Below are 11,326 nucleotides of genomic sequence, written 5' to 3' on the forward strand. Positions count from 1 at the left end.
TCGTGGGGGACGTCTGGGGTCGGATGGGGGAGGCGGAAAAAACGCCAGAGGTAAGGTGACATGACCCGACCTTCAGGGTTATGCCCAGCGCCCGGTGCCATGGAGGCGCTTCGCACCTGGGACAAGGGCATGGACACGGAACTGGCGGGAATCCTCGGCGCGGCGGCGCGGAACGTGCGGGTGAAGCTGGGTCTGACGCAGGCGGACGTGGCGGACCGCATCGGCATGGCGTCGGAGGTGTATGGCCGGCTGGAGCGTGGCCACATGCTGCCGAGCGTGCAGAACCTGCGCCGTCTGTGCGTCGTCCTGAACATCCCGCCGCACGACCTGCTGGGGTTGGGGGAGGAGTTCGCGGCGCCGCCGCCGAAGGAGAAGCCCCGGGTGCGGACGGAAGAGGACGTGCCGGAGATGCGGCGGCTGATGCGCAACCTGCGGAGGCTGACGCCGGTGCAGTTGAAGCTGATGAACCTGGTGGCGTCCGCGATGCAGCAGCAGAAGAAGAAGCCCTGAGGGGACGTGGCGTTAGACTGTGCCCACCATGGTTGAAGAACTGGTGAGGAGGCTGGACCTCAAGCCCCATCCCGAGGGTGGCTACTACCGGGAGACCTACCGCGCGGCGTTCCAGGTGCAGACGCTGCGGGGCCGCAGGTCCGCGGGGACGGCCATCTACTATCTGTTGCAGCGGGGGGAGTTCTCCGCGTGGCACCGGGTGGTGGGCGCGGACGAGCTGTGGCTGTTCCACGACGGGGAGCCGCTGGCGTTGCACCTGGTGCACGAGGACGGCCGGGTGGAGTCCCCGGTGTTGGGGCGGGACGTGACGCAGGGACATCAGCCGCAGGTGCTGGTGCCGGCGGGGGTGCTGCAGGCGGCGGAGCCGCTGGGCGCGTACACGCTGGTGGGCTGCACGGTGTCGCCGGGGTTCGAGTTCGCGGACTTCGAGCTGCCGGAGGAGGAGGCGCTGGTGGCCCGCCACCCGGCGCACGAGACGCTGCTGCGAAGGTTCTCGAAGGCCGGGCGGCGGTAAGGCTCAGGTGCCCCAGGGGCGAAGCGGGGTGAGCAGCCCCGCGGCCTGGAGGCGCGCCTGGACGTCGGCGGCGAGGGCGACGTGGGCGGGGTTGGAGACGCTGAACTTCTCCTGGGTGAGGGTGATGAGCGTGCCCCGGTCCGGGACGTGCTCCACCTGGACGGAGGAGGGCAGCGGGGGCACGGGGCCGCGGAAGTCGGCGAGGTAGGTGACCCAGCCGATGTAGTTCTCGATCATGGGCACCGCTACGAGCTCCCGGTGCTGGTCGGAGGCAGCCAGGGCGAACTCGGGTTGCCACGCGAGCGCCATGGCGCGCACCACGCCGGTCATGACTGGCGCGGTCACCACGCGCTTCGCGACCTCACTCTGGCCCAGCGAGTGGAGGATGCAGGTGGAACTCAAGTGCATCGAGGCCCCGCCACATCTGCCATTGATGCCCGAGGTTTCATCCGGCGTCTCCCCGGCCCAGAGCCAGAACCTGAAGCTGTCGCCAATCCGGTTGCTCTTCTGACCCAGGAGCTTCGCGAGCGTCGCGGCATCTGGCTGGACCTGTCGCTTGCGTGCCTTTTCGAAGGTTGCCGCAGACTGATGCCAGCGGTTCCAGGTTGGCTCGAGCGGGCCCATCTTCGCGAGGAAAGATTCCAAGCGCCGAGCGCAGGCCTCCACCGGCTCGGGTCGGACCAGCCAGTAGCAACCCGCGTAATATGTCTCGACCATGGCTCCAGCATGCCTCATCGAATCGGTGCGATGGGCACCACTTCAATGGGGACTTTGTTCTGCTGGAATGCTGCACGGAGGAGTTCGGCGAACCGCTCCTCGGCGACAATCCAGCGGATGCGCCTTCCTCCTGCCGCATTGACCTGCCGCTCGGCTTGGGCAAGCACCTTGTCGAAGCCCTTGAAGAACTCCTTCAGTGTCATGTCGTCCTTGATGAACTTCGCGTAGCCCTCGCCCTTGGCCTCCAGCAGCAAATCGTCGACCAGGTCGTAGCCATCGAAATCGACCTCATCGTCCCCACTCTTGACCCGGTACGCGGAGCCCTTCGGCGCACCCGTCACCTGTGCTTGATAGTCGCGGGCACGGTCGGACATCGACTCATTCACCTGCACCCACTTGCCCGGGCCTCCTGCGCTGTTACTCGGAGGAGGCGGGCCCATCGTGGCCATGGCCACCGCCGTGGACGCGAGCGTCACCTCCACCACTCCGTCCACCACCGCCACCGCGCTCACGTCCAGCACGCGCGCCGGGTTGAAGCCCGCCTGTGTCGAGCCCAACCGCACCGCGTCCGGGAAGCGCGGCATCAGCGAGAGCGCGGATGACAACCCCACCGTCACGCCGTGACTCACCAGCATCGTCACCGCGAGCACGAAGACGCGCGCCACCTCCGGCCCCAGTGCCTGCGCGAAGACCTCCGCCGCCTCTTCCAATTCCTGGAACGTCTGCGCCCGGTCCGTCGCATCCTTCAACGCCCCGCACGCGCGAACCACAGCAAGGAACGACTGCACACCCACGTACGCCAGGAACACGGCGGCAATCACCGCCGCGGCCTTGGTGAACACAGGCTCCGGAGCCGCGGCCAACACCACCCAGGACGCAATCGCGCCCGACACCACGGACACGAAGAACTCCGGATTCAACGTGCCCTGCAACGCTTCACCGATGCTCGCGCGCAGAGGGTCCAGCGACATGCCCACCGCGAGCGTCAGCCGGTCCAACTCACTGAAGCCCGCGCCATCCTCCAGCAACGACAGACAGTCCCCCGGAGCTTCATGCGCACGGCACCACCTTCCGTACCCGTCCCGCAGCATGAACCCGAACCCCAGGTCCAGCTGCGCTCCCTTCTTCGCGACCGTGCGCACCACCCTCGGTGACCGCACCGTCAGCGGCACCTCCAATACCAATCGCGCCAGCGCCGCCTCGAAATCCCGAGCACTGACCGGCACGCGCCGGTCCCAAGTCTCCGGCGCATACGTCGTAGTCCCCCGTTTCGTGCGCAACCGCACCGTAGGCCCGCTGGCGCAGCCCGTGAGCAGCACGAACAACAACATCCACACGCTGGCCCTATGTGCACGCATGCCCAACAGCATGCGCCCCAAAGACAACGGGGCGGAAGGCCCGTGAGGACCCTCCGCCCCGAAGGGGCACCACCGTCAACGACAGACGGCTAGTTGTTCTTCACCGTGAAGCTGAAGCTCTGGATGACGAAGTTGTCCACCGCGTCCGTCATCCACACGTCCACCGTGTGCGTGCCATCCAGCAACTCGTGCGTGTCCAGCGACGCGGTCCACGTGCCGTTCGACTGGAGCGTGCCGGCGCGGATGCCCGACCCGTCCCGCGTGAACGCCACGTTCTTGATGCCGCTCAGCGCATCCGTCACCCGCGCCGTCAGCGTCACCACGCCACCCACCGTACCGCCCGGAGCCGGCGTCACCAGCGTCGCCGTGGGCGCCTGCGTGTCGTAGCGCACCGTGCGCGTCACGCGCGTCGTGCGGCCCGCTTCGTTCGTCGCGTCGATGGTCAGCGTGTTCACACCCGACGCCAGCGTCACCGACGTCTGGATTTCACCGCCGCCGCGCGGCAGCTGGAACTGCTGGTTGCCAAGCTTCACCGTCGTCGCGGACACGGACGACACGCGAATCACATACGGCAGTGCATTGTTCGCGCGAGGCCCGAACGTGGCCCCGTCCGCCGTGTCCGTCGTCACCGTGGGCGAGCCGGAATCCACGAACACATGCACCACGGCCTCCGTCACGTTGCCCGCGGAGTCCGTGGCGCGCACCAGGATGCCCTGCTCGCCGAAGTTCGGCAGGCTCACCGGGTGCGTCACCGAACCGGTGCCGAACTCCAGCAGCGTGGTGTTCACCCACTGCGTCTCCACGCGCGTCGGCGTCTGCTCGTCAATCTGGCTGATGACATCCACCAACCCGCCCACCACCTGGCCAGACACCGGCGACTGGATGGTGATGACCGGCGCCACGCGATCCACCGTCAGGTTGATCTGCTTCGTCGTGACACCGCCCAGGTTGTCGCGGCCCGTGAGCTGGATGATGTTCGGCCCCTCCACCAGCTCCACCGGCACGTAGACCAGACCGCCGCTCAGCTCGGGGTTCACCACCACCGGGGTGCCGCCGTTCACGATGAAGGCCGCGTAGGTGATGACCGCGCCGTTGGTGGCCGGCTTCACGAAGCCCCACGCGTTCAGCGTCGTCTCGCGGAGGAACGCGGGCTGGTTGCCCATGATGACCTCCGGCGGCGTGTACGGATAGGCATTGATGTTCAGCGTCTGCGCCGCCGTGCTGCCCAGCAGGTTCGGGTTGGCCGGCTGCAACGTCACGCCGGAGTACACCGCGCGGTAGTCCTGCGCGCCCGTGGCGGTCCACGTGTCCGTCGCGATGCTCCACGGCAGGGAGAACACGCCGTCGCCGTCCGCGTCGTCATCCGCGCCAATCGCCACGCCCGCCACGAAGAAGGTCACCACGCCCTTCAGCGGCCCCGCCACCACGGCGTTGTTCGACGCGTTCCGCACCCGCGCGGACAGGAGCGTCGCCTGGCCAATGGTCACGCTCGCGTTCGCCGCCGGAGTGACGATGGTCGTCGTCGTCGCCACGCCCGTCACCGGAGGAGGCGGAGGCGTATACGTCCGCGCGCGGGCGGAAGCGGACACACCCGCCGCGCCACCCGAGGCCGCCGTCACCGTGACGTCCGCCAGGAGCGAGGGCAGCAGCTGCGGCGGTGCGCGCACCGTCAGCGTCACCGTCGTCTCCGCGCCGGACGCCAGGAACACCGTCGGCTTGTTCAGCGTGGCCGTCCAGCCGGGCAGGCCGCCCGCCGTGCTCATCGTGTACGTGTCCGCCTGGTAGCCGTGGTTCTTCACCTTGAACGTGTAGGTCGTCTCCTGCGCGGCCGGGTCGTAGATGGGGAACATCTTCGTGTCCTCGCCCACCACGGACACCTCCACGCTGAAGTCGCCGAAGCACGCCAGGCCCAGCGACGCGAACGTCGTCGGGATGTCCCGCGCCGCCGACCCCGGCTCCCAGCCACCGTCCGCCGCCTGCTTCGTCTTCAGCCATTCAATCGCGTTGAACAGGCGCGCGTTGCTCGCCGGCTCCTTGCCCGCGAGGCACAGCGAGTACACGGCGATGCCCGTGGCGAAGTCGTCGGACGCATCGCTCGGCAGGCGACCCCAGCCCTTGCCGCTCACGGCGGGCATCGCGATGAGCTGGTTCGCCAGCGTCTGGATGGTGGTGGTGTTCACGCCATTGGCGCCCGCCCCCGCGGCCTTCAGGCCCACGATGGCCCACGACTTCTGGAACGTGTACGGCATGCCGTCGTCGAAGACGCCCGTGGTGGCCGTGTTGATGTTGGCCCGCAGGTACGCGGCCGCCTTGTCGATGGCCGCCTGGTACTGCGCCGCCTTCGCCGGGTCCACGCGCTGCTTCGCCTGCGCCAGCGCCACGATGTATCGCGCGGTGATGGGCACGTTGCCGTGGTTCACCGGCGTGCCGCTGTGGTCCTCGTTCCACCGGCCGCTGGACTGCTGCATGCCCAGCGCCCAGTTGGCCGCCATCACCAGCGCGCTGCTGTACTGCGTGGACACGTACTGGTCGAAGCCCGCCAGGCCGAACGACGCCCAGCCCGTCTTGGAGTTCGGGTACGCGGACCCCTGATACAGCCAGTGTCCGGAAGGAAGCTGGTCCGTCTTGATGCGCGCCGTGATGGCGTCCAGGTTCTGCTGGAGCGTGCGCCCGTTGGTCGCCGTCTGCGCCATGTTGTAGCCATTGGCCTTGGCGCTCGACAGGCCGAACACCGCCGCGCCCTGGCGGTGGCACGCGATGCAGTTCTCGTGCGTGGTCCAGTTGGCCACGTCCGCGCTCAGGAACTGGATGGCCTTCTGCGTGGCCTCCGTGTTGGTGGCGGCGGCCGCCGGCAGGCTGAAGGCCGACAGCAACACCACCGCGAACGTGACGAGTCGCGCCGCCCAACGGGGCGACGAACGGGATACGGCTGATGACATGAGGGAACGTCCAGGGGCCTGCGGGTGGGCACACCCGGACGCGAGGCTCAGGGCCCCCAGCGCACACCCCGGCCCGTCCACCCGCGCTTCACCTCAGCGCCCCGGTGATCCGAAACCCGCGTCCGGCTGGAAGAAGCACCCCGCGAAAGGCGTGCGGGGCTAGAATACTCAAGTTTGGCTGTAACTGTCCAGGGAGGGGCAATGCGCCCAAGCCTTAGAAATCAAGGACATACGGCCAGTCGTGCGAGTCCCTAGGGACTCAGCCTTCCTGTGAACCCCGGGTGCGCTTCCACAGCTCGCGCAGCAGGATGATCCCGAACTGGGAGTCATTGAGGATGTACCGGCGCCACAGGCGCTTGGGCTCGTGGGTGAGGCGGTAGAGCCACTCGAAGCCGGCCTTGGCGATCCACTCGGGGGCGCGCTTGGCGGTGCCGGCGATGAAGTCGAACCCCGCGCCGATGCCGATGGCCACCGTGGGCCCCAGCTTCTGGGCCACCTGTGAAATCCAGACCTCCTGCTTGGGGCTGCCCAGCGCGACGAAGAGCAGGTGCGGGTCCTGCTCCCGGATGCGCGCGACGATGGGATCATTCTGCGCGTCGCCCGCGTCCAGGTTCACCATGGGCGAGTCCCAGCCCACGACCTCGATGCCGGGGTACTCCGCCTGGAATTGCTTGCCCACCTTCTCCGCGACGCCGGGGCCCGCGCCCAGCAGGAAGATGCGCCACTTGCGCTCGGCGCCCATCTTCACCAGCGGGAGGATGAGGTCGGAGCCGGCGATGCGCTCCGGCAGGGACACGTCCAGCATGCGCGACGCCCAGACGATGGGCATGCCGTCGACGACCGAAATGGTGGCCTTGGAGTACGCGTCGCGGAAGCGCGTGTTCGTCTCCGCGAGCACCACGTGGTCCACGTTGGCGGTGAAGACGTAGCCGCCCTGGTGCGCGTCCACCAGCTCGCCAATGGCCGTGATGGCCTCCGGGAACGTGAGCTGGTCGATGGTGAGCTGGCCGATGTTCAGGCGCGGGCGAGGGGAAGCGGCGGCGGGGGCGTGTGCGGTGGTCAAGGCGTCGTCTTCACTTCACCGTGAGGTCCAGCACGGTGATGGAGTAGGGGGGAAGGCGCTGCGACAGCGTCTGCTCGGCCTGCTTGCCGGTGGCCTGTTCGGTGAAACCGCCCGGCGCGCCCGAGTACCCCATGACGCGCACGGTGTTGAGCGAGCCGCAGCCCTTGAACTCCAGCTGCGCCTGGGCAGGCTGCTCGGGGTCGAAGTTGAGCAGCACGGCGGTGAGCTTCTTGCCGGACGCATCGCGGGACGCGAAGAGGCTGGTGCCTTCCGCCGCGGTGGTGGACAGGCCGTTGTCCTGGAAGCGGCCGCCGCGCCCGTCGAAGTCGCGGTACGCGCGGAACGCCCAGAACGTGGGGCTGTTCTCCGCCGGGTACTGCCAGAAGAACGCGGACGTGAGCCCCTGCTGCCCGAAGCGGCCCAGGGCCTCCGCCTGCGCCAGGCCGCCGCTCATGTGCTTCATGGCGCCGAAGTTGTACTCGCCAATGGACACGCCCCGGCCGGGGTAGTTCTCCGAAATCCACTGCTTCACGCGAGGGATCAGTTGGATGGGCTCGGCGATCCAGGACTCGTCCTTGTAGGTCGGATCCCACAGCGCGCGGGTGGAGCGGATCCGCCGCGCGTTGGTGTCGGGGTCGGTGGCGCCCTCCAGGCCCAGGCCCACGTTGGTCTGCGGGTAGAAGTGCACGTCCACCACGTCCAGCAGGCGCACGCCCGTCTTCTTCTCGTGGTCGCGCAGCTCGCGCAGGTACCAGGGCAACAGGGGCACGTCGCCGTGCGCGCGGCGGTCGGTGTACGGCGGGCGGCCGGGGGCGAAGTCCGCGGCGGACCAGAAGTAGTTCGTCCAGCCCCACTCCGCGGGACCGGCGATGACCGCTTCCGGATCCGCCTTCCGCACGGCGGTGCCGTACTCGATGGTGCGCTTGAGCAGCTCGTCGTAGGTGAGCGGATCCGGATGCACGTCCCGGTGCGTGGAGCTCCAGAGGGCGGGCTCGTTGTCCAGGATGTACATGTTCACGCCGCGGGCTCCACCACGCTTCGCGTCCTGGGCCTTGAGCGACTTCACCCACTCGGAGATGAACTCCGGAGGGGCCTGCACGCTGGTCGTCGTGGGAGCGCCGGGGACCAGGGGCGTGCCGTCGCGGCGCACGCCGTTGCCGCCCGCGGGGTCGGTGTCGTCCTGGGCCTGCTGCGGGCCGAACGAGGACACCGGGAAGCCCACGGCGGACGTGTCCTTGGCCACCCAGCCGATGAGCGGCAGCGTGAGCGCGGACTGGACGTTGTTCTTCCGGTTGGACTCCAGGAAGTCATCCGCGCCGAAGCCCAGCTGCACGTTGCGGAAGTACCAGTCGTTGCCGGTGTTCCACGCGCGGCCCAGCTTCCAGTTGTAGCGGGACGTGGGGTTGCCGCCCCAGCGGCGGATGGTGGCGCCCAGCTTCCACTGGTGCGTGTCCGTCGTCTCCTTGTTGCCGTCCAGCGCGATGCCGTAGATGAGCGGGTTGATGGGCTTGGACGGCGCGGCGCAGTCGATGATCATCTTCGACTCGCGGCCGTCGCCCCGGCCCATGCGCCCGCCACCGGCCGCGCGCGCGGCGGCGACGTCAGGCGACAGCGGCACCAGGGCCACCTTGTCGAAGAGCACCCAGTCCCGGCCCACCTCCTTCGACGCGCGCAGCACCAGGCGGTCGAAGGGCTGACTGCGCGGGTTGAGGACCTCCATGGGCACGACGACCTCCGCCCACTCGCGGTCCTTCTTGACGATGAACTCCGGGCTGATCCGCACGTGCGGGAACGTCGCGGCGCCGGGGGCGTCCAGGCGCACGTCCAGGAACTCGCCGTAGGACTCCGGGGCGGTGAAGCGGAACGTCAGCGCGCCGTACGCGCCCGGCAGCTTGGGCCGGTAGAGGATCCACCCGCCGTAGTTGAACATCCGCAGTCGCGCGGGAGCGCCCTTCGGAAGCTCGCGAGGCGCCCAGCCGATGTCCTTCCATCCGGCCTGGATGCCCCCGTCGTACACGGCCACCGTGTCCGTGGCGGCGGGCTGCGCGGCGGGCGCCGCGTCCCCAGCAGCAGCAGCACCCTTCGTCGAGCCCTGCTGCGCCATGGCCACGCCCGCGCCGCCGCCCAGCACCGCGCAGGTGAGGATGACGGTCCGCTTCCACCGTCCGTGCTTCGTCTCTGCCATGACCTTCCTCAACGCATCCCCCGGAACGAACCGGTACAGCGGATCAACGAACGACGGCGCGACGGTTACAGCGGGACCTCGTCCAGGTCCTTGCGCGGGAAGATGCGCGCGGGGATGCCCACCGCCACGCTGTCCGGCGGCACGTCCTGGAGCACCACGGCGTTCGCGCCAATGCGCGAGCGAGCGCCGATGCGCACGGGGCCGAGGATGCGGGCGCCCGCGCCAATCCAGACGTCATCCTCGATGGTGGGGTAGCCGTTGTCCTTGGCGGTGCCCACGGTGTTGTTGCCGTAGAAGCGCACGCGGTCGCCGATGCGCGAGTCCCCGCCGATGACGACGCCCAGGCTGTGCACGAAGTACACGCCCTTGCCCAGCGTCACGTCCTTGCCGATTTCGATGCCCATCACCGCCGTCTGGGCCACGCGCAGCACGTGGTTCACCAGCGGGATGTGGAAGGCCAGCGCCGCCTCCCGCGCGCGGTTGAGCGCGGTGATGCGGTACGAGTCGCTGGTCAGCACCACCTTGGCGATGGACTTCGCGTCCGTCGTTCCGGTGGCCGCCTTGGCCATCTCCAGCGCGTCCGAGATGAGGGCTCCGAACATGGCTTTCATCCTTGGGGATTTCCCCGGCCCTGCAGGTAGCGAGCGAGGCCCTTGGCGACGCCCACCCAGCCGCCGGCCTCCGTGCGGGCACCGCGCAGGTACTCCATGCCGTACGCCACGGAGGTGCCCGCGTACGCGGCGCCCGTGAGCCCCAGCTTGTCCGCGACGCTGGAGGCCTTCACCACGGCCTCGGTCAGCCGGCGGGACGCTTGCGGCGCCACCACCGCGGAGGCGAGCAGCGGGCGCGAGAGCAGGTTCGTCTCGAAGAAGAGGCGCCAGGGGTTCACGCCCTTCACGTCCGGGTGCTTCACGGAGACGTGGGTGTCGAACATGCCGTAGCGGTGGGCGCGGCGGATCCACTTCTCGAAGCTGACGTGGTCGCTGCCGTGCAGCACGTACGCGTCCGGCGCGAAGTGGAACGCGCAGCCGGCCTTCTCCAGGCGCACGCCCAGCTCCACGTCTTCCGACTGGCCCAGCGTCTTGTCGAAGCCGCCCACGCCCACGTAGTCCGCGCGGGGGAAGGACACGTTGCCCGTGTACAGGTGGTTGCCGTGCGCCTTCACGCCGGGGACGGAGAGCTCCTCCGCCATGCGGTTGTTGAGGTGCGCGTACCAGCGCTCGAAGAGGGGCATCTCCCCGATTTCGGGGTCTGGCCGGATGCGGCCCAGCACCACGTTGCGCGAGCCCTGCGGATGGTGGGCCAGGTGGCGCGCGAGGAAGTCGGAGGCCACCTGCATGTCGTCATCCGTGACGAGCACCGTGGCGCCTCGAGCGGCCAGCACGCCCCGGTGCCGAGCGGCGGCGGCGCCCGCGTTCTGCTGCACCTCCACGCGCAGGGTGTAGGGCAGCTTGAGCTCGGAGAGCGGGCCCTTCACGTCGGAGGCGGAGCCATCGTCCACCACCACCACCTCGAAGTCCTCGGGCGGCAGCGTCTGGCCGGCGAGCTGCTGGAGCAGACGGGTGATGAGGGGCAGCCGGTTGTACGTGGCGATGACGACGCTGAGCCGGGGGGCCGGGACAGCGGGAGAGTCGGAAGGGCTCATGGCGTCTTCTTCTTCTTGGCTGCGTCAGCGGCGGCGCGCTTCTGCTTCTTGGTCGGACGCGGGAAGGTGACGCTGCCGGCGAAGCGGTCCTCGCCCACCAGGGCGAGGGTCTTCTGCGCGGAGCCGAAGTCCGTCTCGCCCAGGGTGACGACCAGCAGGGCGGTGTCCGCGGCCAGGGCCAGCGGCAGGCTCGCCGGGTGGGTGAGGAGCGAGTCGATGACCACGATGACCCGCTCCCCCTGCTCCACGCGGCGGCGGACCTCCAGGACCATGCGCGGAGCGCCGGCGGGCTCGATGCCGGTGGCGTCCACCATGCGCAGGGGAGGCTCCGGGTAGGGCGCACCGGCCTCCATCAGGGCCTGGGCCGCGTCCTGCGCGGGGGCACCGGGATGGGC

Annotated in this window: 10 protein-coding genes; 2 read left to right on the forward strand and 8 right to left on the reverse strand. The window is 69.1% G+C overall.

Annotated features, from left to right (window positions below):
• Positions 1-129 precede the first annotated feature (129 nt).
• The gene (locus D7X99_RS39890) at positions 130-510 is read left to right on the forward strand and encodes a helix-turn-helix domain-containing protein (RefSeq protein ID WP_120580792.1); all 381 of its coding nucleotides are present in this window, start codon (positions 130-132) and stop codon (positions 508-510) included.
• 28 nt (positions 511-538) lie between these two features.
• On the forward strand, positions 539-1,024 hold the full coding sequence (locus D7X99_RS39895) for a cupin domain-containing protein (RefSeq protein ID WP_121782318.1): 486 nt from the start codon (positions 539-541) through the stop codon (positions 1,022-1,024).
• Positions 1,025-1,027: 3 nt separating this feature from the next.
• On the opposite strand, the gene D7X99_RS39900 is transcribed toward D7X99_RS39895, so the two are convergent.
• From D7X99_RS39900 to D7X99_RS39935, 8 genes are all read right to left on the reverse strand, one after another.
• Positions 1,028-1,741 carry an immunity 52 family protein gene (locus D7X99_RS39900; protein ID WP_121782319.1) on the reverse strand — a complete coding sequence of 238 codons (714 nt, stop codon included), beginning with the start codon at positions 1,739-1,741 and terminating at the stop codon, positions 1,028-1,030.
• A 14-nt stretch (positions 1,742-1,755) separates the two neighbouring features.
• Complete coding sequence (locus D7X99_RS39905) at positions 1,756-3,099, reverse strand: restriction endonuclease fold toxin 5 domain-containing protein (RefSeq protein ID WP_121782323.1); 1,344 nt, start codon at positions 3,097-3,099, stop codon at positions 1,756-1,758.
• A gap of 89 nt (positions 3,100-3,188) precedes the next feature.
• Positions 3,189-6,038 (reverse strand): Ig-like domain-containing protein, encoded by a 2,850-nt coding sequence (locus tag D7X99_RS39910; protein WP_121755736.1) that lies wholly within the window; start codon positions 6,036-6,038, stop codon positions 3,189-3,191.
• 259 nt (positions 6,039-6,297) lie between these two features.
• Positions 6,298-7,101: an exopolysaccharide biosynthesis glycosyltransferase EpsA gene (gene epsA, locus D7X99_RS39915; protein WP_121782320.1), complete on the reverse strand. Its 804-nt coding sequence runs from the start codon at positions 7,099-7,101 to the stop codon at positions 6,298-6,300.
• Between the two features lie 10 nt (positions 7,102-7,111).
• Positions 7,112-9,286, reverse strand: a complete 2,175-nt coding sequence (epsB, locus tag D7X99_RS39920) for a GH44 family glycoside hydrolase EpsB (RefSeq protein ID WP_121782321.1) — start codon at positions 9,284-9,286, stop codon at positions 7,112-7,114.
• 65 nt (positions 9,287-9,351) lie between these two features.
• A complete protein-coding gene (epsC, locus tag D7X99_RS39925; protein WP_169827560.1) occupies positions 9,352-9,888 on the reverse strand; it encodes a serine O-acetyltransferase EpsC in 537 nt (178 codons plus the stop codon).
• A 5-nt stretch (positions 9,889-9,893) separates the two neighbouring features.
• The gene (epsD, locus tag D7X99_RS39930) at positions 9,894-10,931 is read right to left on the reverse strand and encodes an exopolysaccharide biosynthesis glycosyltransferase EpsD (RefSeq protein WP_121782322.1); all 1,038 of its coding nucleotides are present in this window, start codon (positions 10,929-10,931) and stop codon (positions 9,894-9,896) included.
• A partial coding sequence (locus tag D7X99_RS39935) for a hypothetical protein (RefSeq protein ID WP_121782324.1) occupies positions 10,928-11,326 on the reverse strand: 399 nt, incomplete at its 5' end. The genes D7X99_RS39935 and epsD, both read right to left, overlap by 4 nt.

Source organism: Corallococcus sp. AB032C (assembly GCF_003668935.1).
Classification (GTDB): Bacteria; Myxococcota; Myxococcia; order Myxococcales; family Myxococcaceae; genus Corallococcus; species Corallococcus exiguus.